This is a genomic window from Acinetobacter sp. Q85-2, assembly GCF_013420555.1.
Lineage (GTDB): Bacteria > Pseudomonadota > Gammaproteobacteria > Pseudomonadales > Moraxellaceae > Acinetobacter > Acinetobacter indicus.
The window spans coordinates 69357-92575 of sequence record NZ_VOXW01000011.1; the positions used below are offsets into that span (position 1 = coordinate 69357).

A 23219-nucleotide genomic window follows, 5' to 3' on the forward strand; every position below is an offset into this window, starting at 1 on the left:
ATGACAGAACAAACATCTGCAGGCTTAAGATTCAGACAGGCGCTGGACACGGAAAAGCCCTTACAAATTATCGGTACAGTCAATGCCTATGCAGCCATGATGGCAAAACAGGTCGGCTATAAAGCCATTTATGTATCGGGTGCAGGTGTCGCCAATTATTCCTACGGTTTGCCGGATTTGGGCATGACCAGCCTCGATAATGTCCTGGAAGATGTACGCCGTATTACAGAACGTGTCGATACACCTGTGCTGGTGGATATTGATACCGGCTGGGGCGGTGCATTTAATATTGGCCGTACCATCAAGCAAATGATTGCAGCAGGTGCTGCTGCGGTGCATATTGAAGATCAGGTGGCGCAAAAACGCTGTGGCCATCGCCCGAACAAGGAAATTGTGACCCAGCAGGAAATGGTGGATCGTATTAAAGCGGCAGTCGATGCCAAAACTGATTCCAACTTTGTGGTGATGGCGCGTACCGATGCCTTGCAAAAAGAAGGTTTGCAGGCGGTGATTGACCGGGCCTGTGCCTGTGTCGAGGCAGGTGCAGATGCCATTTTTGCAGAAGCCATGACCGACATTACCATGTACAAAACTGTTTGTGATGCAGTCGGTGTACCGGTACTGGCCAACATTACCGAATTTGGTGATACGCCGTATTACACCACTGATGAACTGGCTGAGCAGGGCGTGCGTATGGTGTTATATCCATTGTCGGCAACACGTGCAATGCAAAAAGCAGCGCTGGAAGTGATGCAGTCGATTCGTGAGCATGGCACACAAACCCATGTGCTGGATAAAATGCAGCAACGCAAAGAATTATATGAATTTTTAGATTACCACACCTTTGAAAACACATTAGATAAACTGTTCAAGCAGGAGAATTAAAACAATGGCTGAAGGAAAAGTACTGACTGGCGCTGGATTGCGCGGACAAGTCGCAGGGAAAACCGCATTATCGACGGTTGGAAAAAGCGGTGCGGGTCTGACCTATCGTGGTTATGACGTGCAGGATCTGGCGGAAAACTGCCAGTTTGAAGAAGTCGCTTATCTGATCTTCTTTGGTGAATTACCTACCAGCGAACAACTAACCAGCTATAAAGCCAAGCTGAAATCTTTACGTCAGTTACCAGATGCACTAAAAGAAGTGCTGGAGCGTATTCCGGCCGATTCACATCCCATGGATGTGATGCGTACTGGCGTGTCGATGCTTGGCAATCTGGAAACCGAACAGTCGTTTGATGTACAGCAAGATGTTGCCGACCGTATTTTGGCCGCTTTACCGGGCATTATCTGTTACTGGTACCGTTTTAGCCATGACGGCGTACGTGTTGATGAAAATACCGATGATGATTCAATTGGCGCGCAATTCCTGCATCTGTTACGTGGTGAAAAACCAAATGAGTTGCATGAACAGGTGATGAACGTGTCGTTAATTCTGTATGCAGAGCATGAGTTTAACGCATCCACCTTTACGGCGCGCGTGTGTGCATCAACCTTGTCTGATATGCATTCATGTATTACCGGCGCGATTGGTTCACTGCGTGGTCCACTGCATGGCGGTGCCAATGAAGCGGCTATGGAAATGATTGAAAACTGGACCTCTCCAGAAGAAGCTGAGCGTGAAATGCTGGGCATGCTGGAGCGTAAAGAGAAAATCATGGGCTTTGGTCATGCTATTTATAAGGACAATGACCCGCGTAATGGCATTATTAAAGTCTGGTCAGAGCGTCTGGCCAAAGATGTGGGTGATACCGTACTTTATCCAGTATCGGTCCGCTGTGAAGAAGTGATGTGGCGCGAGAAAAAACTGTTCTGTAACGCAGACTTCTTCCATGCTTCGGCCTATCACTTTATGGGTATTCCGACCAAGCTGTTCACGCCAATCTTTGTGATGTCGCGTGTGACCGGTTGGGCGGCGCATGTGATGGAACAGCGTGCAGATAACCGTATTATCCGTCCAAGTGCGGATTATACCGGTCCAGAACTGCGTAAAGTGGTGCCAATTGCAGAGCGTACTTCGGCGGCTTAATCTGCCGTGTACTTGAATAAAGCCTCATCTGAGGCTTTATTTTTTGCTGCTATATTTTTTCGCTCCATTTTTGCTGTTATTGAGAGTTGCTGAGCAGAACCGGATCTTCAATTGGATAGCCCATTTCAAACGGAATACCTAAATATTTTACAGTCACCAGCATTTTGGACTGCTGCGGGATGTTATAGGCCTGGTGAATGTTCAAGCCTTGCTTGTAACTGGTGGCTTGCTGGACGGTACTGCGGAAGTTCCCTGCATCAACCCGATAACAATACTGCCACTGTGGCACCGGTTCCGTACCATTAATCCAGTCGGCACGACGTTTGCTACTGTGCAGAACCTTAATTTGTGCCTGTTGCGTACTGACCTTGGTTAAGGGTTTTAGGCGGTTTTTAATTTTGGCCAACTCGGCATTAAAGCGGGTAGGTGGCTGGTCATAGTCAATCTTTTTGGTTTTGGGGTTAATATACAGTGAGTTGACCTGAACCAGCTGATTCGGCTGTTTAGATTTAAAGTTGTAATAATACAGCTGCGGCAAACGGCCACGGCCATCTTCATAATGGCGCAGCAAATAGACTTTTTGATCTTTCTGATCATAGCCCAGCACTTCAATTCGTTGCTGGCCGCCGACGGTGGCAAAACTGATGATGGGCAGACAGACCAAAGCAGAAAATAAGAATGGTTGAACCAGTTTCATACTTCGACTCCACATTGCAGGATATGGTTTTACTTTAAGCCAAAATCATGGAGAAAAGATGAGAAACAGTGTATCTAGGCGGGTGAAGATAAAATAAGCGCCAATACTTCCTGTGCCACCAATTGGGTCAGCTGATCCAGGCGTTCAATCGGGCTACCATCCAGCAGATAATGAAAATTATGCAATTGCTGCTGATAGTGAATGGCAATATAAAAAGTGCCTTCGGGTTTCTCTGCGCAGGCGCTGCCACCAGGTTTCAGCAAGCCGGTACAGGCCACCACAATATTGGCCTGTTTAAACAGAGCCTGGCCATGCAAGGCCATCTGCGCGGTAATTTCCGCAGACTCCGCCGTGTAATGCGCAATCAGTGCCGGATCAATCTGTAACAGGTTGGCTTTAATGCTCGGGTCATAGCTGACCAGCGCGCCGAGTAAAATATCTGCGCCGCTATTTTTATAAATTGAAAACTGGCTGCATAAATAGCCTGAACTGGCACTTTCAATAAAGGCAATGGTCAGTTGCTGTTGTTCCAGCGCATCACAGCAGCGTTTCAGCATGATGAATCTCCATTTCTTCTTCTTTTCCAAGCGATTTTAAGCGAGATCAGCCTCAATCTTGTTGCGGATTCAGGCATTTAGCACTAAAGATCGCGCGTTCCGGTTTCAATTGTATAGCAGTTAGGCGAAACTCGAAATTATCGGTTTATTCTGCTGCAAAAGAATGGTAAAACTAAAAATAAAGTGCTTAGTGAAAGTAGGTTAATACAATGAAAACGATTGTGAAATATATGGTCTTAAAAGACCTCGACTACCAGTTAGGAACCTTACTTTTCCAGGAAGAGTTACAGGCCGATGCTTTATATTTTGACCAGATTCCTGCAGTAATTTCTTATCAGAACCATCAGTTTAAAGTGATTAGTAAAGAACTGAAACGCGTCCAGAACGCAGCAGAGCCAGAAAACCTGCAACGTATTATTGTTAAAGTCGTGACTGTGGCATAACACGGAAAGTCGCCTGCGGGCGGCTTTTTTATACGCCTTATTTTTAAAAACTGTTGCAATAACAAAGCCTGAATTAACAAGAAAGCTGAAATATTGACCAAAGCCATACAGCGCGGCTGTCTTAAATCATGAACAATAAAAACAGTTCAACACAACAATAAAGACAGGAGTCGATGATGGCTAAACCAGAAAAAACCTCGAATGAAAAGACCCAGCAACAGCAACCTCAACCCAAGACCGATTCACAAGTGATTCCAAATAAAAAGAATCCGCATCCACAACATCCAAGAGATAAACAGGATACCGCCGTACAGCGCTAAGTCTGGTGGAGACTTATCCATCGGCTCCTAATTTCTCATAGTTAAATCAAACGTGTTGCAGGACAGGAAGCGTCAGTATAGCGCAGAGCTCGCAGCAGTTTGATCAAGGAGATGCAAGATGAAGATCGGTTTATTATTTGGCATGCTTGCCAGTTGTACGCTAATGGCATGTCAAAGCGTACCTTCTACACCAGCACAACAGGTAGATGTGACCAAGTCCTTAGGTTTAAAGCAGTGTGAGGGGGATGATCCCAAAGTGCGTTTACAGCAGCTGAAAGAGCAACTGCAGCAGGCCGGGATAGAAGTTTATAATGAAGCACTCGGGCATGATGGTCTGGTACATATTACCGTGTGTGGTGCCAGTACCGGCCAGACTGCCATCTTTACCATTTCGGCCACACAACTGGGTGCGGCGCAAGGCTTGGGTTATCAGCTAACGCCAGCACCTTAGTCAATAAAATGTGACAAGTAACGTTTTGAAATTACTTTGAAAAATATGACTTGTTGTTTAAAAAAAATAAAAAATGGAAGCTTTTGCCAATGCTGGAAATCCAGGAAAATAGGACAATTTTAATCAGGAAATATGCGCTGTAAATTCTTATTTTCTCTTGACTTTTCTCTTTATGAGTTTGAGTCCATACATCCCTCGTATGGACTCTTTTTTTGCCTGGATTTTAATAGAAATGGGCTTTGTTGCACAAAGCTGTTCTTAAGGACTTCTTCGGCAATATAATTTCCAAATGAATAAGCCTACACACAAAATCTACCGCACAACCAATTGGCCCGCATATAACCGAGCTCTCATTAATCGTGGGAATATTGCCATTTGGTTCGATCCAAAAACACAATGGTATGCAGAACCTCAAGGCAAACAAGGTCGAAATCAAACCTACTCCGACATAGCGATCCAATGCTGTTTGATGATCAAATCTCTATTTAGACTCACTTTACGCATGGTTACTGGTTTTGTTCAAAGCTTAATTAAACTTTGCGGATTAGATTGGACAGCACCAGACTTCACGACGCTTTGTAGAAGACAAAAGTATATTGATATTCAAATTAGCTACCAGAAAAGTCGTGATGGGTTACACCTACTCGTCGACTCTACGGGTTTAAAATTTTTAGGTGAAGGCGAATGGAAGCGTAAGAAGCATCAGCCTGAATACCGTCGGCAATGGCGTAAACTGCATATTGGTATAGATGCTGAAACACTGCAAATACGTGCCGTTCAGCTTACGACAAATAATGTCAGTGATTCACAAGTACTTGGTGATTTACTCGATCAGATTCCTCAAGATGAGCATATTGACTCCGTTTATACCGATGGTGCTTATGACACAAAGCGGTGTCGCCAGTTGATCACAGATCGAAATGCCCATGCGATTATTCCACCCAGAAAAAATGCGAAGCCTTGGAAAGATACAAAAGTTCATTCGCTAGAGCGAAATGAATTACTTCGCACTGTTAAACGTTTAGGCAGGACACTATGGAAAAAATGGTCGGGCTACCATCAGCGAAGTCTGGTAGAAACCAAGATGCACTGCATCAAATTATTAGGCGATAAGCTCAGTGCTCGGAATTTTGATAGCCAAGTCAACGAGATGCATGCACGTGTGGCCATCTTAAATAAGTTTACGGAGCTCGGCCGACCTCACACCCAAGTTGTCACTTAAATTTAAACAACTTAGGAAAGCTCTATCTTTAAAATCTTTATGCAACAAAGCCATAGAAATGTAATTTATTAAAATATTTTAAACAATGGTAAAAATCGAGCAAAGCTAAATAACTGATATTTTTTATATTATATATCTATATATTATTTTTTCTATATTCTTAAAAATGAAACTTTTGCTACTTATATTTAAAACTAATGAATAAAGGTTAAAGTGAGGTTAAAGCAGATGAACGATGTCAGCTTGGAGTTTTTAAATCAGGCCATTGATAAGTGCCTAAAAGAGGGCAAGAAACCGAAAAAACTACGTTTGGGCTATAAATTGTATGCGCATTTTATGCATGATATGCGTTTTTCCAAGGAAGTCCGAGATTCTGCACTCGATCCGGACAAGCGCCGTTATCGTGGAATCAAGCTAAAAGTGACCCAGGATGAGTATGAATTAAGTTTTGTGGAAAAAGAATAATCCGTATTTTTAAATAGATAAAAAAAGTAAATGTTATTTTTTGCTAATTTTAGTGATAGAAATTTAATATAAATTACCAAGTATTCTGGATTTATATACATGTAGGGGATGTATATTATAAATAGGTGAGCTTTTGTAATATAATGCAATTGGTCATATCACTATTTCTTGGTATAAGAACAGAACAATAATAAGAAAGGAGTATGGATATGAAAGTGAATACACGACGGTCTTTAGATATTACGGTTCTGGTGAGTGCTTCATGTATTATCACCTGTCTGATTTACTTATTAGGGCAAAACAGAGTCGTGCTCTTTTAAAAATAAAAACCACCTTCGGGTGGTTTTTATTTTCCAGTTGAGATTCGTTAAACCATATTAACCTTCAATCTGACAGGCTTCTGCGCAGGCACGACAGGCGCGGGCACAGTTTTGACAATGTTCATCTTCATGCTGGCCACATTCTTCGGCACACAGTTCACAGGCTTTGGCACACAGGTCCATGGCTAAATGATGTAGCTCCGAGTTGCGAACTTCAAAGGCAACACAGAGTTTGCAGGTTTCAACACAGTCCAAACAGCGCTGGATGCAGGTTCGCATCATCTGCACATGTTCTTCGTGTAAACAGGCATCTGCGCAGCGTTGACAAGCAACAATGCATTCCAGACAGGCCTGTATTGAAAGCGAAGATTGTTGAACGGATGAAAGATGCGGCAGCTGATTCATAAGCAGATCCTCGAATAAAGTCCGGTTGATATCAAAATTTATTGCGGTATTTCAATCCAGGTTTCTTGTACTTCTTGCAGGTTTTTAATCAGGATTATACGCTGCTCACAAATATCACCCACCCAGGATAGCGGGATCAGATGTGCTTTGCCTTCGGCATCCTGACTTAATTGGATTCGATCTAAATCCAGAAACTGTTCAATTTGGCCCAGATGAACGCCGTTAGCGGTAAAGACCTCCGCATGTTGTTGCACATGATGACGAAACTTGGCCATACTGCTGCCTCAAGAACAGGATTTTTTCACTCTAATGCAAGCTATCGTACAAAAGATGAAAAGCAATAAAAGCGATACAAATCAGCGGCAGATATTCACGTCGTATTAAACGGTTACATGCTTTTAAATAGAATAAAGAGAGGCGTGGGTTTTATTTATATACAAGGGTATTTTATTTATGACAGTTTTGTCCTATTTATATCAGACAGTTTAAGTGGATAAACTGCCTGATTTATTCTGATTTAAAACCGATATTTATTTATCGCTCGAAATCATACTTTTTAGAACATGATCGCGGTCAATAAAATGATGTTTTAATGCCGCCAGTACATGACCTATCAATAATAGGCCTGCTGCCCAGGATAAATAGATATGTAAGGGTTTAACGATGGCTAACAGCTCCGGATTGGCCTGTACCATTCGTGGAATTTCAAACAGATAAAGTACCGGTGCCGGATGGCCGGCGCTCCAGCTAAATAAACAGCCGGTAATTGGCGAGGCCAGTAGCATAAAGTACAGGGCTAAATGGCCCAGATGTGCCAGTTTCTGCATAAGGGGTGACATGGTGTCGGGGAGTTTTGGCACCGGATGGGTGTAGCGCCAGAAGATTCGGATGACAATTAGGAAGATGAGCGTGGTGGCAATATTTTTATGCAATTTAATGACATCGCCTTTAAAGCTGCCATCTGCTTCATAACTCAAAAAGTTACCGCTATAAAAACCAATAATCCAGGCCGCAATAAAAATAATCGCCATAAGCCAGTGCAAGACTTGGGCGGTGCGGGTGTAGTAGAGTGATGTGTTATTCATATTCTAGCAGAGGATAAAAAGATCCGTTTTATCCTAATCTGTTCTTGTTTGCTCGGAAACCGGACAAATGCAACGTAGGGTTCCAGATTTGGGGTGATCACACATTCATTCGATGACGGGTGATATGACAAACGAAAAAATTTGTGACTTATATAAACAATCGCAAGAGCGCTCATTGGTCAATTCTGAGCTTCGATAAGAAGCTTGTAATAGATTGCGCTACTAGACGATTTATTGAGTTAAATCGCCCAGATGATCAGTGATCACGAAAGATAAGGGGCTTCTGGCTGCATATTAAATGATCTGCATCTGATCTCATCTTGAGGATTTCTTTTTTCAATCTGTTGAGTTGCGTCACAAAGCAAGTGCTAAAATACTGAAATTCGGCAGAGTTTCTAAGCAGTGTCCTCAACTGCAAGCAAAGGCAAATACATGCAACGCAATGCACTCATCAAGTTCCATTACAGATTCAATATGCAAGGATAGGGCGGCTAATGCGATCACTTGCAATCAGTACACGGCTCGGCGGTTTCTACTTTTTCTACTACGCCATTGTTGGCACATTTATGCCATTTTGGAGCCTGTATCTGGAAGATCAGGGCTTCAATTATCAGGAAATCGGGATTCTATCTTCCATTGCAATTATCACCCGTTTTTTTGCCCCTTTTATTTGGGGATGGATTGCCGATAAATCCGGTAAACGCATGTTGCTGGTGCGTATTGCCACCTGGATGGAAGCCTGTATCTGGTTCATGCTGTTTATCATTCCGAATAGTTTTCAGTCAGTCGCGTTGCTGATGCTAATTTTTAGCTTTTTCCAGAATGCCATTTTGGCCCAGTTTGAAGGAGTGACCTTATTCTGGCTGGGCGATCAACGTGAACAGCTGTATGGCAAGGTGCGTAAATGGGGATCGGTCGGTTTTATTGTTGCGGTATTTGGTATCGGCGCGTTGCTGGAAATTATTCCAATCTCCATGCTGCCAGTATTGTTGCTATGTATCGCGTTTCTGGCATTTATCTGGTCTTTTAGTATTAAAGAACCCAGCGCTGCACCAAGTTCCCAAAAACAGCTGGAGCCTTTGTGGCCAGTGTTAAAACGGCCTGTAGTGGCCTGTTTTTTCCTGATTGAGTTTATTCTGCTGTTTTCGCATGCGCCGTTTTACAGTTTTTATAGCAATTATCTGAGTCAGGCTGGTTTTAGTACTTCAATAATTGGTTTGTTGTGGTCAGTAGGCGTGATTGCGGAAATTATCATGTTTGCTTATGCAACCTTTTTCCTGTCGCGCTGGTCATGGCGAACGCTGGTGATGGCTTGTTTGCTGCTGACCGGTTTACGCTGGATTGTTGTTGGTTTGGTACCTGACAGTTTTATCGCCCAGTTTTTTGCCCAGACCATTCATGCCTTTAGTTTTGGCTTATTCCATGTGATTGCGATGCGGGTGATTTTTCAGAATTTCAGCTTGGGTCAGCAAGGACGAGGGCAAGCTATCTATAGCACTATGTGGGGTATGGGTGTGGCGTTGGGAAGTATTCTGGCCGGTTATTATTGGGATATTTTTTCAGGGCAAACTGTCTTTATCTGGGCTGGCTTATCTACATTACTGGGTTTGTTACTGGTCTTTGGTTTACCGAAACAGCTACAAAAACAGGCGTAGAAAAAGCCGGTCATATCGACCGGCTGTTGAATCAGGCTATTCAAGTCTTTAAATTTTGATGTGCTGATATTGCGGGAACCACGGCTGAGCCTGTTCCAGTTGTGCAGCCAGTTGTAGTAATACATCTTCACGAGCAAAAGGTGCAATAAACTGAGAACCTAAAGGCAAATGCTGTTTATTCCAGTACAGTGGCACAGACATCGCCGGTAAGCCGGTAATATTGGCCAGCTGGGTAAAAGGTACCCATTTCAGGTTTTCCCGTACAATCTGATCGACCAGTTTGCCTTGGGTTAACAGATGCGCCTGACCGACTTTCAACAAGGCTTTTAACACCGGTTTTTGCCAGGCTGGCGTTTTAACTTCGCCATTCTGGGGCGCCACCGAGGCTGTGGCTGGGGTCAGATATAAATCATAACGGTCAAAGAACTGGTTCATTTGCGTGGTATAAACGCCCCAGTTATTCAGGTTGTGAATATAGTCCAGCGCAGAGGTTTTGGCACCAAATGCAGCCAGCGCCAGTGAGTCCAGCTCGAAATCATCATCACGTGAAGGATACTGTGCGCGAATCTGGCTGAGCATATAAGAGAACTGACTAAACCAGGTGGTAATAAAATCTTTGGCTAGTTGCATGCCATCAATAGCCGGCTGATCTTCAATTACTTCATGCCCAAGGCTGGTTAAGAGTTTTACAGTGTGCTCAATCGCCTGAATAGCATCTTTAGATACAGCGGTGCCAATTGGAGAGCGGGTGCTAAACGCAATTTTCAGTTTTTTTGGTGCTTGCTGCATCAGCTGCAGATATTGACCTTCCGGGCGCTGAATCTTAAATAAAGAGCTGTGTTCTTCGCCGTGGGTTGCATCAAGCATGGCAGCGCTATCCCGGACACTGCGCGTCAACACATGCTGAATGGCAGCGCCGTGCATGGCTTCACTCATGGACGGTCCCCATGGGGTACGGCCACGACTCGGCTTTAAACCGAACAAGCCGCAATAAGAGGCAGGAATACGAATCGAGCCACCGCCATCGCCGGCACCGGCCAGTGGCACAATACCGGCGGCCACAGCAGCCGCAGAACCACCCGATGAGCCTCCACTATTATGTTTTAAATGCCACGGGTTTTTACAGCTGCCCCAAGCATCCGGTTCGGTAATGCCTTTGATTCCGAATTCAGGAGTGTTGGTACGGCCAAAAGTCACAATTCCGGCCTGTTCCCAACGATTGACAATTTCAGCGTTTGTTTCGGGAATATAGCCCATTCTTTTTAAGCCTTGACAGCCATAAGAAGTTGGGTAGCCCGCATATTCCTGAAACAGGTCTTTGACCAGAAAGGGTACCCCAGCAAATGGACCAGACAATGGTCCTTGTACGCGTTGCTGGGCATGTTCATGCATCGGAATAATAATTGCATTCAGGCTTTTGCTTTGTTCGGCGCGTTGTACGGCCAGTTCCAGCAGTTCCGATGCCTGAATTTCTTTTTTTGCCACTAATTCGGCCAGCCCCAGACCATCATATTTTAAATATTCTTGTAACTTCATTTTCAATCCTGAAAATATAAATTGTCAGAAACTGTTGTAAGAGATTTTACGCAAAGTTGCAAGGCGAGATTAAAATTTAAACAGTAAAAATTAGCGATTTTGGGACTTAAAAAAATTGTTGAGTTATGTTTATGCACTAAGTTTATTGCAAAAAATATGCTAACGTTAGCGGGTACTTTATATCATTGAATCAATGTATGAAAAAACTTTATCTCACCAGTTTAATGTTAGTATGTTGCACTGCCGTGATGGCCAATGAAACAAAAACGACAACAACAAATAGTGCTGCCGCAACCGCTGCAAAAGCGCCTGTCAATGCCAATACCGTTCGTGTCATTACCCGTCCTGAAATTGTGGGATTGTGGGGCATGGAAATTCCAAATAACCGCAAATGTATTGAATATTATAATTTTCGGGGTGATAACGATGTCATTATCAAAAGCGGTCAGGAATGGTCGTCTGGCATCTATGACTATCAGCCGGCAGAAGATCCGGCCAGCAGTTTACCTGCCTTAATCATGCAAATTAAATATGACAATAATGAGGTCGATTGTTCCGGTTATCAGGAAGATCAGACCGGGGAGATTTCACAATATTTTGTGCAATGGAAAAACCCGCATACTATTCATTTCTGTAGTAATGAAAAAGCCGAACAGTGCTTTGCCACTTTGCGCCGTGTTTTGCCTTAAAGCTGAAATTCAGCCATAAAAAACCGCTGAAATCAGCGGTTTTTTTATTTTCACAAGGAAACACTCAGGCTTCCTTGTTAGCACCTTCAAGCTGCTTTAACAAATGCTTCTCCAGGTAGTGAATATCCATTGCCTGTTTGCAGAAGTTTTCATCTTGCAAGATCAGATCTTTATGTAATGGAATATTGGTTTTCACACCGGTCAAAATCATTTCATCCAGCGCCTGACGCATGCGCGCAATACTGGTGCTACGGTCTTTACCATGCGCAATCAGTTTAGCGATCATCGAGTCGTAATAAGGCGGAATGCTATAGCCCGGATAGATATGTGAATCTAAGCGGATACCGGCACCACCAGACGCGTAGAAGTTTTCAATCTTGCCTGGTGATGGCAGGAAGGTTGATGGATCTTCCGCATTGATACGGCATTCAATGGCATGACCTTTCACCTGAACATCTTCCTGCTGAATGTCGAGGCCTAAACCACCGGCAACGCGCAGTTGTTGTTCAATAATATCAATACCTGTGACCATTTCAGTTACCGGGTGTTCTACCTGAACACGGGTGTTCATCTCGATAAAGAAGAACTCGCCATCTTCAAACAGGAACTCGAAAGTACCGGCACCGCGATACTGCATCATCTTACAGGCGTTGACACAGGCTTCTAAAATATCTGCACGTGCTTGCTCTGGCAGGTTTGGTGCTGGTGCTTCTTCCAGAACTTTTTGATGGCGACGCTGTAAAGAGCAGTCACGGTCATACAGATGGATGGCATGGCCGTTACCATCGCCCAGTACTTGCACTTCAACGTGACGAGGCTTTTGCAGGAAACGTTCCATATAGACCGTATCATCACCAAACCACATTTCCGCATCACGCTGCGCCGCTTGTACCGATTCCAGCAGGGTATCGACACGTTCAACAATACGCATACCACGACCACCACCACCGGCAGCTGCTTTAACAATCAGTGGAAAGCCGATTTCTTTGGCTTCAGCCAGGGCATTTTGTGGTGTTACTGCATGGGCAGAACCTGGTACCGTCGGTACGCCGGCTTTACGCATGGCGGTAATGGCAGAAACCTTGTTCCCCATTAAGCGGATGTGTTCTGGACGCGGACCAATAAAGATAAAGCCTGAGCTTTCTACAATTTCGGCAAATTCCGCATTTTCAGACAGGAAACCATAACCCGGGTGAATGGCATCAGCACCGGTAATTTCCGCTGCGGTAATAATCGCAGGAATATTCAGATAACTGTCGCTGCTCGCGCCCGGACCGATACACACGGCTTCATCACAGAAACGTAAATGCATCAGGTCTTTATCGGCATCGGAATAGATACCGACAGTTTTGATTCCTAAAGTTTTGCAGGCCCGGGTGATGCGAAGCGCAATCTCACCACGGTTTGCAATTAAAACTTTTTGCAACATTGTGAGTCCCCGTGGTCTTAAGCGCGGTAGCGGAAGAGTGGTTGACCAAACTGAATCACTTCACCATTTTTAACTAGAATTTCTTCAATCACGCCGCTTTGAGTTGCTTCAATCGGGTTCATGATTTTCATGGCTTCGATAATACCTAAGGTTTCACCTGCAGAAACGGTTTGACCGATTTTCACAAAAGGTGCTTCACCTGGGCTTGGTGCTGCATAGAACACACCAACCATTGGAGAAGTTTCAACTGCGCCACGTGGAGAAGATTTCGGTGCTGATGGCAGATCTGCTGCTGGTGCAGGCATTGCTGGAACCGCTGCCGCTACTACTGGACTGCGACGAGTAAGCGCAATCGCCTGATCGCCTTCTTTAACTTCAATCGCTTGTAAGTCAGATTCAATCATCAGGTCGATGAGTTTCTTGATTTTACGGATATCCATGAGACAGTATTCCTAATTAAGATTGCGAAGTGAGTTGAATTTTTTCGATAACGTAGTCAAGTGCAGCAGCATAGCCTTTTGCACCCAATCCGCAGATCACGCCTACAGCTTTATCGGACAAATATGAATGATGTCTAAATGCTTCACGTGCATGCACGTTAGACAGATGAACTTCAATAAACGGGATGGCAACGCCAAGAAGCGCATCACGTACTGCGACTGAGGTATGGGTCAGGGCCGCAGGATTAATAATGATGAACTGAACGCCTTCTTGACCTGCCTGATGAATTCGGTCGACAATGGCACCTTCCCAGTTACTCTGGAAAGTTTCTAGCGAAAATGATGCATTTTGCGCTTGTGTCATGAGCTGCTGATTTATATCCTCAAGGGTAAGGTGTCCATAAACCTCAGGTTCTCGCTTTCCTAGCAAATTTAAATTCGGTCCATGAATAACCAAAATGGTTGAACTCATCCAGCCTGCTCCAATTAATAAGTTGCAAATAGTCTTTGCAAGATGTCTGCAAAGTTTGCTTATTATGGCATGAAATTCCACATTTTTTTTATAATTTCTTTAAATTGACGTGAAAAGCATGTCGCAAAATATGGCTATATCATGCAAACTTTGCATACAATTCGCAATGTTAAAAGATTCCAAATTTGCACGAAATTACGGTTTTTTACATTGTAATGAGAATTGACCAAAACCATTCACAGGTTTGCCGCAAAATAGTTTAATGAGTTTAAGCCCAAGTAGATGGCCTGCATGTGCATCCGGTTTTATCTCTGGATTTCCCCCGGAATGCTATCCCTGAATTTGGGGAGTTTTTATCCTCCTCCTGATTTCTATATTGAATTGGCCGCGTTTTAAAATTTATACCATTCAATATATCTGCTGAGAGGTTGCCGCTATAGATTCTGTTTTATCTGGCTTTAAACTACCGTGTTGCTATCTTTATTTATTATTGAATTACAAATATTTATCTTTATTCTGTGCTTGGGATATAGTACTTAGATCAGTCATTAGCGTGCTGTTTAGATCAGTTTAGCATGTGCTTAATAGTTGGGCTGATCTTTCAGATAGAGGGTGTATGGGAATAAGTTAAGACGCTAACAAGAGATGAGCAATCCTGATTATGAATAGTCATTGTGAAGAGAATTAGAGTAGAGTGGATTCAAAAGTGTTGGATTTATTTTCAGGAAGTCATTGACCAATTCTTTCATTGAAAAAGACAGTTTCGTATCTTTCTGTACGAAAGCCGTTCAGGCAAGGTTGGCAAAATTTGATAGTTCACGTATTGCCTAAACTGATTTGGCGAGTAGGGCCTTGATTTTAGAATTAAAAAATAACAGTATTGCTTTAATTAAGGGGAAATCTTCTTAAAAGCGACAAATATCTTAATTTAGCCTAAGTAAGACAGATCTATCTAATTCAGCCTGTGACAACCTTGTATCGGCGAAATGCTGTATAAATAGACAAATAGCCCTGATGTGCTAAGATAAAGACATTACACACAGTGTGAACAGGAGTTGTCCAATGACAGCTTATACGATTATGAAAGCAGGCAAGGTGGAGGATGATATGATTCCAAAACTGGCGATTCACGCATTCCGTGATGCTTTTAAGCAGGCATGTGCGTCTTCAACTGTGGTGTATGTGAAAGATCAGCAACTGGTACAGCGCCAGCCGAATGGTCAGGAAAGCGTAATGAAGGATGTATCTGCGGCTTATCGTAGTGCGCAGCATCTTCCAAAAACCTTGACACGTAAAAAGAAATTACAGACCGTTCACTAATTTATGCCACAACCCCGCATCAGGATGTTTGCAGGTCCGAATGGTTCAGGAAAAAGTACCATTAAGGAATATTTGTTGCCCCATCATATTGGGGCATATTTAAATGCAGATGAACTCGAATATCAGCTTAAACACTCTGCAGTTTTGCATTTGGACCATTATCATCGGGCATTGAATGCAGCCGCTTTAATTTCCTTTCTAGAACAAAAACAACGACCGCAGGCAAATACATGGGTGCCTTTATTACGTCAGCCACCGGTACTGATTAGTGCAAGCTGTGTACAGTTTGATCCTGCGGAAATTGATTCCTATTTATGCGCGCGTATTATTGATTATATTCGCCTGGAGTTTTTACGTTTAAAGGTGAGTTTTACCTTTGAGACGGTGATGTCGCATATTTCCAAAGTGGAATTTTTACATGAGGCAAAACGTCAGGGATTTAAAACCTATCTGTACTATGTTTCCACGGTTGATCCGCTGATTAATATTGCACGGGTGCAGTATCGCGTAGAGAAGGGTGGGCATGGCGTGCCTGAACAGAAGATTAAACAGCGTTACTACCGCAGTATGGATTTATTAATGCAGGCGGTGGATGCCACAGATCGAACCTACTTTTTTGATAACTCAACGGATGGTCAAGCCGCATCGTTCCTGGCCGAAATTGAAAACGCCGAGCTGTTAAAAATAAATCCCGAGGTGCAGGTGTTGCCAGAGTGGTTTGTAGAGAAAGTTTTAAATGCTTTTGAGTAAGCCAGTTCACTTGGATGGGTACTCATCTCTATTTCTGATCAGCAGCTTTAAAACGCCAAGAAATTAAAGCAAAACTACATAATATTATGCCGAAGTACAAAATTTCCCGAGGATATATTCAGGGAATTTGCTCAACTATCAAGATCAGCTAATTAAATCACATGATTTTTCTAGCAAACTGTTTTCCATTTACGACCTGTAAGGCGGTTTATTAAACTAAAATAGTCTTTATCCAAGTCCTATTTTTAGAGATGTGCTGGCTGCGCTAAGCCTCTAGTCAGTGGAAGCTTTTTTATTTTCCTTATTTTTTAAACGCTTCATTCTCATTCCTTTATCCCTAAAATAGCCTAAGCAATACTCTCCTTAATCAGCAAATGACAACGCAAAAGCCAGAATAAAGGAAGGGGGGAGGATGGTTAGCTCTTTGTAAGAAAGGATAGCTATTTATTGATATTTTATATATTATAAAAACATATAATGTTTTGGGTGTATGGCGATGCATGATTTCCTGATTGCGTTTTTAGGTGGTCTTTTATTAGGGGCCGCCGTGGTCGGCTATTTATATGTGAACGGACGAATCGCAGGGATTAGTGGTTTGCTGGCTCAGGTGATGCAGCCAAGCACCATCTTTAAAACACCGGCGCTGTGGTTTTTATTGGGACTGTTTGTTACGCCGTTTATTTATGGAATCTGGCAGCAGCCACAGATTGAACTTGACGCCAGACCACTCATGATGGTGGTGGCCGGTATTTTGGTTGGTTTTGGGACCCGTTTAGGTTCGGGTTGTACCAGTGGTCATGGTATTTGTGGAATCAGCCGTTTATCCAAACGTTCGATGGTAGCGACCTTGACCTTTATGCTGACGGGCGTATTGACAGTGTATGTCATCCGCCATATCACAGGAGCATTCTAAAATGAAAAATATCTGGGCGTTTCTATTTGGCGGATTATTTTCATTGGGCCTGATGATTTCGGGTATGTCCAATCCTGAAAAAGTACTAGGTTTTCTGGATATTTTCGGCGATTGGGATGCCAGTCTGGCTTTTGTGATGATGGGTGCCATCGCCGTGGCTTTTATTCCGTTTCAAAAGGCAGTACGTCAGGCCGAACCTAAGACGGTGTATCATGAGGCCATTGAGTTACCGCGGCAAAATCAGCTAGATTCTAAACTGATTATCGGCAGCGCTTTGTTTGGGATTGGCTGGGGAATTGCCGGCATTTGTCCTGCACCTAGCTTTACGTTAATTGGTTTGGGCTATTATCAGGCGCTGTACTTTATTGCTGCGATGATGTATGGCATGTATCTCCATCATCGACTTTTAGGGAAAAAATCATGACCGCTACGCCAGTTGTACAACATTTTTTTGACAAAGAGACCAATACATTCAGCTATGTAGTGACCGATCCAGCCACGCAGCAATGTGCAATTATTGATAGCGTCTTGAATTATGATGCGGCTTCAGCATCTACCTCGACTGAAGGTGCAGACGCAATTATTAGCTATATTCAGCAAAATAGCCTAAGCGTTGAGTGGATTTTAGAAACCCATGTGCATGCAGATCATCTGACCGCAGCCCAGTATTTAAAAGAAAAGCTGGGTGGAAAAATTGCCATCAGCAACAAGATTATTGTGGTGCAGGATACGTTTGGCCGTATTTATAATCTGGATTTGAAATATTTGAATGCGCATCAAGCCTTTGATTATCTGTTTGATGATCATGAGCAATTCAGTATTGGTGAATTAACGGCCTACAATATTCCAACACCAGGGCATACACCAGCCTGTTTAAGCTATGTGATTGGTGATGCAGTCTTTGTCGGCGATACCTTGTTTATGCCGGATTATGGCACTGCGCGCTGCGATTTCCCGAAGGGTAGTGCAGAGCAACTGTTTGATTCCGTGCAAAAACTGTATGAGCTGCCAGCGCAGACACGGGTATTTTTATGCCATGACTATCTACCTGAAGGGCGTGAGGCCTTTATTCATGAAACCAGTATCCAGCAGCAAAAAGCCGAGAATATCCATATTCACGATGGTACGCAAAAAGCAGATTTTGTGGCAATGCGTAATCGCCGTGATGCCGGTTTGTCGATGCCAAAACTGATTCTGCCTGCCATTCAGATCAATATGGTGGCCGGACATTTCCCTGAACCGGAAGCCAATGGCACGCGCTATCTGAAACTGCCACTCAATTATTTCAACAAATAAACTGGATCGGCCAATGCCTTCATGCAACTGGCCGATATTTTTGGCCTGATACAAAATAGCCTAAGCAAAAATACAATTTTAATAAAACACTTATCCTATAATATCGAGAAAGCCAAAACGGATGCATACAAGGAATCAAAAATGCTGCTCAATTTCCAGACTTCACAACAACATCTATCAAGCACCGACATTCCGGTTGTTCTTATTCATGGTTTATTTGGCAGCTTGAGTAATTTAGGTATGCTGGCACGTGCGTTACAGGAGCATTATCCAGTCATTCAGATTGATGTGCGTAACCACGGAAAATCGGAACATTGCCAGAGCATGAGCTATACCGAGATGGCGCAAGATGTACTGGAAACCTTGGATGCGATTCAGGTACAAAAATTTATCGTGATTGGCCATTCCATGGGTGGAAAAATTGCCATGCAACTGGCTGACCTTGCACCAGAGCGAGTGGAAAAACTGGTGGTGCTGGACATGACACCATTTGCCTATCAGGAAAATCATCATGATCAGGTGTTTGATGCGCTATTTGCTGTCAAAAAAGCACAAGTGGAATCACGCCAGGATGCCACCCAGATTATGCAGCAGCATTTGCGTGAAGATGCAGTGATTCAGTTTCTGATGAAATCGTTTAGTAAAGGGCAGTGGTTATTTAATGTTGATGCACTTTATGCATCTTATCCGAAAATTTTATCTTGGCAGTCAGTCAAGGTGGATGCACCAAGTTTATTTATTCGTGGCGGCGCCTCTCCGTATTTATCTAAACCGGAACACTATGCTGCCATTGAACAGCAGTTTAGTCAGGCCAATATTGAAACTGTTGAAAATGCGGGGCATTGGCTGCATGCAGAGAAAACTGCTGAAGTGGTTGATAAAATCCAGCAGTTTTTATCTGCATAAGCCCGGTATTGTTTTAATCAAGTGCATTGGCCATCAGCTGACCTTCCGAGGTCAGCTTTTCCGCCATTTCCCGGGTTTTCTTTAAGCCTGGCATCCGGTATTCGGTATGACCATAATCTTTAATGGATTTCCAGCGGCCACCCCAGGTCAGACCAACCGACTCCGCCACTTCGCCATACAGTTCATAACCGCGCATTGCCCACGGGTCACGCTCGGAAATCACCACTTTGCCATTGCGTTTAAAGGCCACATCGGCGGCTAAACCAAATTGATGATAGCTTTGATAACCACGGGCACGGGTGGTGTTTTTATTTTTGGACAGCGAGTTTTGTCGCTCCGGACTACGATAACCCTCCAATAGCACCAGCTCATAGCCGTGGCGTTCTTTCATGATTTTAAACACCATCAGCAGGCGCTGTTTATAACGTGGATTCATCTTGTGCCATTTCCGATCAGCGCTGACAATTGATGGATTGACATGAGAGTGAGCATGTAAATCTTCTACTGCCGGATCATAACTATGCTGATCTGCCGGCACAGCCGCCCACTGATTTTCCAGTTGCATGGCCTCAACCACGGCGGCTTCGACCAGTGCTTCTTCTACTTCAGGTGGTGGTGATAGCATTTCACCTTCAAGCAGGGCATAAACTTGAGGATCGACTTCTCTTAAATAGTCGGCTTCAATTTTGGTGGCGCTAATCGGGCGGGTAAAGGCAAACAGAATGATGCTGGAAAACAGAAAAAATCCGGCAATCAAAATCCACCATTGCTGAATATGCCAATGGGTTTGAATCTGTTCTGCTGCAGCCGCATGATTAAACTGTTGAGCCAGACTTTTCACCGAGCTCAACTGTTTTTTACTGTTAGGAATAAGTGCCTGAAAACCGGATAACACCTTGGCGCGTAATTCATAAGACAACAATAGCGCTAAGCTACAGGCCACAAGCACAAAGGCAATAAAAATAACCGCAATCATGGATGAACAGCAGTGTCCTGTACGCTTACAGTTTCAACTTTTTCCACCGGTTTACGGGTGACCGAAATTTGGACACTGGCCTGTGGTGTTTCTTCTGGTTCTACGGCGGCCATTGGCACCACAACCGGTGCGGCCGGTTTAGCAGGACCAGCTTTGGCTGGTGCTGGAGCTGGTTTTTGTACAGATGGCTGTTTTGCTGTCACCACAGGAGTACTGGCCATGTCTTGCGGAAAGTTCGGAGCTACACGCGCTTGATTTGGCGCAGGCTGGGCAGCAACTTTTGCTGGTTGATGGGAAAAGATTTTACTTAGTTCACCATCATTGGGTTGCTGAAATTCAACCGGATGTTCAGTCTGCACATCTTCGAGTTCTTCAAAACTACTAGAGTGATCGGTCATCTGGTTTTTTAATTCTTCCAGTTCTGCCGGCAGTTCCGATGGAGTAACCGCTGGCGCGGCCATTGCCTGAGTGGACTCTGCTAGTGTTGTCGATGGCTGGCCTGCATAAAAATAGGCATAACCGGCTAAACCGGTGACCATGACCCCCGCCACAAAACCGCCCAGACTATATAAAAGTGGCGACGGCGATTTTGGCTTGTTACTTTGTAAAATCCGTAATGAAGTTTGTTTTTCGTTTGCCATGTTTTATCTAAATTTTATGGTAAATGAATGGTGATATGCGCCTGTTCCGTTGGTGCAGTAATCACGTTTTGATATTGGCTCATTGCGCTATTATTCTGGTTGGACAGCATGTAACGCAGGCCGGCAAAGGACAATAAGGCAAAAAGGGCTAAGAACAGCAAAATCCAGAAAAAAGGTAATTCACGGTGAATAATATGTTTGATCTGATCCGGTAAGGCGGCAAAAGGCGAAAACGCGGTTTTCTTGCCTTTCAGATAATCAATTTCATCGCCAACACGCGCCACAATATGGTTTAGTGCTTCCATCGACTCAATACGATATTTGCCCTGAAAGCCCAGCAGCATGCAGTAATGATAAACCTCTAAAGCCGCCAGACGTTCTTTGCCGCGACTTCTGAGCTGTTCCAGCATTTCAAAAAAGCGATAGCCGGCCAGCTGCGAACCAAACAGATTGAGTTGTAGGGGATTAATTAGCCAGTGATTCTGCAAATCAAAAAACTGCGGGTCTTGCTGGGTCACGATGGTTTCATCCAGCAAGGCACAATACGCATATTTGGCATCGTGAATATCATCGGCTGAAAACTGCAATTTTTTTGCTTGGGTTTCAAAACGGTTCAGCATATCCATGATTTTTTCGCGGAATGCTTCAACATTGCCTGGCACATACTGGTTCTTGATCAGGAACACAATATAGAAGCCGTCATGAAGTAAATCGACCAGATTAGAACTATTGCTGATTTTCGGGTTGACCTGTGGCGGGGTCAGACCGGTACCAATCTGACCATCATCAAATAAGGAAGGTGCATGATGTGGAGTATTCATGAAAAAATGTCCTTAACCGTTCATGACAGCAATAAGTTCAATAGAAAGATCCTGGAAGCCAGCCGGTACATAAATACAGATCGATTCCGAGTCGAGCATACGTTGATACAGGTCATTATTCGGCTCAATTTCAAAATAACTCACTCCGGAACGTACTGGAATGGCAGTCGGCACCTGCATCAGGTGATGAATTGGAATAGCCGGTAAGGCGGCCATCACACGCTGTTCAACATCAACCGTATTACCGACTTTAAAACGCAGCGGCACAATCTGGATCAGTTCATGCGCCTGCATCATCGAGCTGGACACGGCAATATACAGACGGGTATCGCGGGTAATTTTGTCGGATTCCAGACTGCCGACCCAATAAGACGGACGGATTTCTTTCAGGGCGATGCTGATATAACGGCTGGAAATAATGGTATCCAGCAATTCTCTGAGGATGACATCCAGCTGTTCAAAACTGTCCTGTAGCTGATGATGCTTATAACGCGGCAACTGATCGACTTCATAGGCCGTCGAGAAGGTCAGCAAAGAACCGGTTAAACGTAATAATTCAAAAAATAGACGTTCCGGATGAATCTGGGGATATTGCAGAACATGACTTAAAGTCGCATGTGCAGTATTTAAGGCATTCACCAGCCAGAACGAAACAATATCGCCAGAACGGAACTCAATCAGTTTCTGTTCATTTTCCCGGTTATTGGTTTGAATGGTTTTGATTTTGGCTTTAATCACATTCAAGGTACGGCGCAGGCCTTGCAGCAGGCTGTCGCTCGATTCAATATGTAAAATTGGTGGAATAAATTTGCGCTCAAACTCGAAATGGCCGGAACTGTGGCGTTTGATTTTGGCCACCGGCAAATAGATAAAGCCATCCATTTCATGATTTGGTTCAAACTGGGCATCCAGCAGTTTAAATTCGGCACGGCGTTTCAGCAGGGTAATATCTGCCGGGGTAGCGTCGGTGAATAAATCATGGGTTTGAGTGAGATGTGAATGGTAACGGCCCGGTTGAGCGCCAGATTCAAACACCACATTATTTTTATTTGGCTGTACAATCGGTAGCGCTAGATAAACCAGCATTTCACCACGCAGATTCAGATCATCCAGCTGTACCGGTTCAGGCAGTAAATCACGTGCCGGCGCCTGATAGATTTCTCCATCTTGCCATAGCATTTCAATACTTTCTAAAGCCAGCACATGGGTATTTAGCTGTGCTTCATCAAACTTTATAGATTGCACGCCATAAGCAAATGGAATGGTGGAACGAACAGTATGGTTCAGGCGCTGTTCATGATAGCTGTCTTGCAACTGAAAATGTTGCGGGCGTAAAAATAAGCCTTCGCCCCAAAGAATTTTATCTGCTTTAAACATGGCA

The 23219-nt window shown here is 43.9% G+C and carries 28 protein-coding genes; 15 read left to right on the forward strand and 13 right to left on the reverse strand.

Going from position 1 to position 23219, the window contains the following annotated elements; all coding sequences use genetic code 11:
- Together prpB and prpC are read left to right on the forward strand one after the other, a co-directional pair.
- On the forward strand, positions 1-885 hold the full coding sequence (gene prpB / locus FTT68_RS08090) for a methylisocitrate lyase (protein WP_005177735.1): 885 nt from the start codon (positions 1-3) through the stop codon (positions 883-885).
- A 4-nt stretch (positions 886-889) separates the two neighbouring features.
- Positions 890-2029, forward strand: coding sequence for a 2-methylcitrate synthase (prpC, locus tag FTT68_RS08095; protein WP_104513285.1), 1140 nt, complete (start codon positions 890-892; stop codon positions 2027-2029).
- A 76-nt stretch (positions 2030-2105) separates the two neighbouring features.
- On the opposite strand, the gene FTT68_RS08100 is transcribed toward prpC, so the two are convergent.
- Both FTT68_RS08100 and FTT68_RS08105 read right to left on the reverse strand, forming a co-directional pair.
- On the reverse strand, positions 2106-2726 hold the full coding sequence (locus FTT68_RS08100) for an aminotransferase (RefSeq protein ID WP_180175279.1): 621 nt from the start codon (positions 2724-2726) through the stop codon (positions 2106-2108).
- Positions 2727-2800: 74 nt separating this feature from the next.
- Positions 2801-3283 (reverse strand): CinA family protein, encoded by a 483-nt coding sequence (locus tag FTT68_RS08105; RefSeq protein WP_104470139.1) that lies wholly within the window; start codon positions 3281-3283, stop codon positions 2801-2803.
- 209 nt (positions 3284-3492) lie between these two features.
- Between FTT68_RS08105 and FTT68_RS08110 the strand changes: the two genes are divergently transcribed.
- From FTT68_RS08110 to FTT68_RS08130, 5 genes are all read left to right on the forward strand, one after another.
- On the forward strand, positions 3493-3726 hold the full coding sequence (locus FTT68_RS08110) for a hypothetical protein (RefSeq protein WP_127799541.1): 234 nt from the start codon (positions 3493-3495) through the stop codon (positions 3724-3726).
- A gap of 176 nt (positions 3727-3902) precedes the next feature.
- On the forward strand, positions 3903-4046 hold the full coding sequence (locus tag FTT68_RS08115; RefSeq protein ID WP_005177747.1) for a hypothetical protein: 144 nt from the start codon (positions 3903-3905) through the stop codon (positions 4044-4046).
- 118 nt (positions 4047-4164) lie between these two features.
- Complete coding sequence (locus tag FTT68_RS08120; protein WP_075167745.1) at positions 4165-4497, forward strand: hypothetical protein; 333 nt, start codon at positions 4165-4167, stop codon at positions 4495-4497.
- A gap of 289 nt (positions 4498-4786) precedes the next feature.
- Positions 4787-5719, forward strand: coding sequence for an IS5 family transposase (locus tag FTT68_RS08125; RefSeq protein ID WP_068568838.1), 933 nt, complete (start codon positions 4787-4789; stop codon positions 5717-5719).
- Between the two features lie 228 nt (positions 5720-5947).
- Positions 5948-6184: a hypothetical protein gene (locus FTT68_RS08130; RefSeq protein WP_005177751.1), complete on the forward strand. Its 237-nt coding sequence runs from the start codon at positions 5948-5950 to the stop codon at positions 6182-6184.
- A 377-nt stretch (positions 6185-6561) separates the two neighbouring features.
- Here FTT68_RS08130 and FTT68_RS08135 read toward each other — a convergent pair whose 3' ends face one another.
- From FTT68_RS08135 to FTT68_RS08145, 3 genes are all read right to left on the reverse strand, one after another.
- Positions 6562-6909, reverse strand: a complete 348-nt coding sequence (locus FTT68_RS08135) for a four-helix bundle copper-binding protein (RefSeq protein ID WP_016658164.1) — start codon at positions 6907-6909, stop codon at positions 6562-6564.
- Between the two features lie 38 nt (positions 6910-6947).
- Positions 6948-7184, reverse strand: coding sequence for a DUF2171 domain-containing protein (locus tag FTT68_RS08140; protein ID WP_075174873.1), 237 nt, complete (start codon positions 7182-7184; stop codon positions 6948-6950).
- Between the two features lie 255 nt (positions 7185-7439).
- Complete coding sequence (locus tag FTT68_RS08145; RefSeq protein WP_180175280.1) at positions 7440-7994, reverse strand: cytochrome b; 555 nt, start codon at positions 7992-7994, stop codon at positions 7440-7442.
- Between the two features lie 494 nt (positions 7995-8488).
- On the opposite strand from FTT68_RS08145, the gene FTT68_RS08150 reads away from it, so the two are divergent.
- A complete protein-coding gene (locus FTT68_RS08150) occupies positions 8489-9649 on the forward strand; it encodes an MFS transporter (RefSeq protein ID WP_005177761.1) in 1161 nt (386 codons plus the stop codon).
- 48 nt (positions 9650-9697) lie between these two features.
- On the opposite strand, the gene FTT68_RS08155 is transcribed toward FTT68_RS08150, so the two are convergent.
- Positions 9698-11185 (reverse strand): amidase, encoded by a 1488-nt coding sequence (locus FTT68_RS08155; protein ID WP_016658162.1) that lies wholly within the window; start codon positions 11183-11185, stop codon positions 9698-9700.
- Positions 11186-11382: 197 nt separating this feature from the next.
- Between FTT68_RS08155 and FTT68_RS08160 the strand changes: the two genes are divergently transcribed.
- Positions 11383-11874 carry a hypothetical protein gene (locus FTT68_RS08160; protein WP_034597534.1) on the forward strand — a complete coding sequence of 164 codons (492 nt, stop codon included), beginning with the start codon at positions 11383-11385 and terminating at the stop codon, positions 11872-11874.
- A gap of 64 nt (positions 11875-11938) precedes the next feature.
- Here FTT68_RS08160 and accC read toward each other — a convergent pair whose 3' ends face one another.
- Genes accC through aroQ form a run of 3 tightly spaced genes read right to left on the reverse strand, consistent with a single transcriptional unit; the run spans position 11939 to position 14215 of the window.
- A complete protein-coding gene (gene accC, locus FTT68_RS08165) occupies positions 11939-13303 on the reverse strand; it encodes an acetyl-CoA carboxylase biotin carboxylase subunit (RefSeq protein WP_005177767.1) in 1365 nt (454 codons plus the stop codon).
- Positions 13304-13320: 17 nt separating this feature from the next.
- Positions 13321-13743 carry an acetyl-CoA carboxylase biotin carboxyl carrier protein gene (gene accB / locus FTT68_RS08170; RefSeq protein WP_005177770.1) on the reverse strand — a complete coding sequence of 141 codons (423 nt, stop codon included), beginning with the start codon at positions 13741-13743 and terminating at the stop codon, positions 13321-13323.
- 16 nt (positions 13744-13759) lie between these two features.
- A complete protein-coding gene (gene aroQ, locus FTT68_RS08175; protein ID WP_005177772.1) occupies positions 13760-14215 on the reverse strand; it encodes a type II 3-dehydroquinate dehydratase in 456 nt (151 codons plus the stop codon).
- A 1062-nt stretch (positions 14216-15277) separates the two neighbouring features.
- On the opposite strand from aroQ, the gene FTT68_RS08180 reads away from it, so the two are divergent.
- The 6 genes from FTT68_RS08180 to FTT68_RS08205 all read left to right on the forward strand — a co-directional run bounded on the left by FTT68_RS08180 (position 15278) and on the right by FTT68_RS08205 (position 19400).
- The gene (locus FTT68_RS08180; protein WP_005177774.1) at positions 15278-15535 is read left to right on the forward strand and encodes a hypothetical protein; all 258 of its coding nucleotides are present in this window, start codon (positions 15278-15280) and stop codon (positions 15533-15535) included.
- Between the two features lie 3 nt (positions 15536-15538).
- Positions 15539-16285, forward strand: coding sequence for a zeta toxin (locus tag FTT68_RS08185; protein ID WP_180175281.1), 747 nt, complete (start codon positions 15539-15541; stop codon positions 16283-16285).
- Between the two features lie 496 nt (positions 16286-16781).
- A complete protein-coding gene (locus FTT68_RS08190) occupies positions 16782-17198 on the forward strand; it encodes a YeeE/YedE family protein (protein WP_016658158.1) in 417 nt (138 codons plus the stop codon).
- A gap of 1 nt (position 17199) precedes the next feature.
- Positions 17200-17622: a DUF6691 family protein gene (locus FTT68_RS08195; RefSeq protein ID WP_005177782.1), complete on the forward strand. Its 423-nt coding sequence runs from the start codon at positions 17200-17202 to the stop codon at positions 17620-17622.
- A complete protein-coding gene (locus tag FTT68_RS08200) occupies positions 17619-18494 on the forward strand; it encodes an MBL fold metallo-hydrolase (RefSeq protein WP_180175282.1) in 876 nt (291 codons plus the stop codon). The genes FTT68_RS08195 and FTT68_RS08200 overlap by 4 nt, the downstream gene beginning before the upstream one ends.
- A 141-nt stretch (positions 18495-18635) precedes the next feature.
- The gene (locus FTT68_RS08205; protein ID WP_180175283.1) at positions 18636-19400 is read left to right on the forward strand and encodes an alpha/beta fold hydrolase; all 765 of its coding nucleotides are present in this window, start codon (positions 18636-18638) and stop codon (positions 19398-19400) included.
- A 13-nt stretch (positions 19401-19413) separates the two neighbouring features.
- Here the strand turns inward: FTT68_RS08205 and FTT68_RS08210 are convergent, their stop codons facing one another.
- Genes FTT68_RS08210 through tssK form a run of 4 tightly spaced genes read right to left on the reverse strand, consistent with a single transcriptional unit; the run spans position 19414 to position 23215 of the window.
- On the reverse strand, positions 19414-20376 hold the full coding sequence (locus FTT68_RS08210) for a M15 family metallopeptidase (RefSeq protein ID WP_127799549.1): 963 nt from the start codon (positions 20374-20376) through the stop codon (positions 19414-19416).
- Positions 20373-21017 carry a hypothetical protein gene (locus tag FTT68_RS08215; protein WP_127799551.1) on the reverse strand — a complete coding sequence of 215 codons (645 nt, stop codon included), beginning with the start codon at positions 21015-21017 and terminating at the stop codon, positions 20373-20375. The genes FTT68_RS08210 and FTT68_RS08215 overlap by 4 nt, the downstream gene beginning before the upstream one ends.
- A 14-nt stretch (positions 21018-21031) precedes the next feature.
- Positions 21032-21838, reverse strand: coding sequence for a type IVB secretion system protein IcmH/DotU (gene icmH / locus FTT68_RS08220; protein WP_104471483.1), 807 nt, complete (start codon positions 21836-21838; stop codon positions 21032-21034).
- A gap of 12 nt (positions 21839-21850) precedes the next feature.
- Entirely contained in the window at positions 21851-23215 is a 1365-nt protein-coding gene (gene tssK, locus FTT68_RS08225; RefSeq protein ID WP_005177795.1) for a type VI secretion system baseplate subunit TssK, read from the reverse strand.
- Positions 23216-23219: the final 4 nt, after the last annotated feature.